Annotated in this window: 1 protein-coding gene; it reads right to left on the bottom strand. The window is 55.2% G+C overall.

The window, feature by feature from the left end:
- Positions 1-46 precede the first annotated feature (46 nt).
- A partial coding sequence (locus QP891_RS11730; RefSeq protein WP_284817089.1) for an integrase core domain-containing protein occupies positions 47-400 on the bottom strand: 354 nt, incomplete at its 5' end.

Raw genomic sequence — 400 nt, 5'->3', positions numbered from 1 at the left:
TAGGGTTGCCCGCAAATCGTGGACACGTAGTTAAGCTGCTTAGGGGTTAAGCAGCGGCCTTCTTATTACCATTTTGATCAGCGAGCTGGGCTTCGAAATCGACGGGGCTTACCATCCCGATGGACGAGTGGCGACGGCGCCGGTTGTAGACAATCTCAATCCAGCGAGCCACCGCCTTCCGGGCTTCGTTGCGGGTTCGCCATTTCCTCCGGTCATAGAATTCGGTCTTCAATGTCGACCAGAACGACTCGGCCATCGCATTGTCAAAGCAGACACCAGTACGGCCGACCGATTGAGCAATACCTAGTTGCTGGCAAACATTCCACAATTGTTCACTCGTGAACTGAGTGCCACGATCTGCGTGGAATACCACGCCGTCGGGTACGTCACCACGCAGGGT

Origin of the sequence: Corynebacterium sp. MSK310 (genome assembly GCF_030227355.1) — a bacterium.
Classification (GTDB): Bacteria; Actinomycetota; Actinomycetes; order Mycobacteriales; family Mycobacteriaceae; genus Corynebacterium; species Corynebacterium rhinophilum.
The sequence above is the reverse complement of the archived record's forward strand: the minus strand, read 5'-3'. Positions and strand labels throughout refer to the sequence as shown.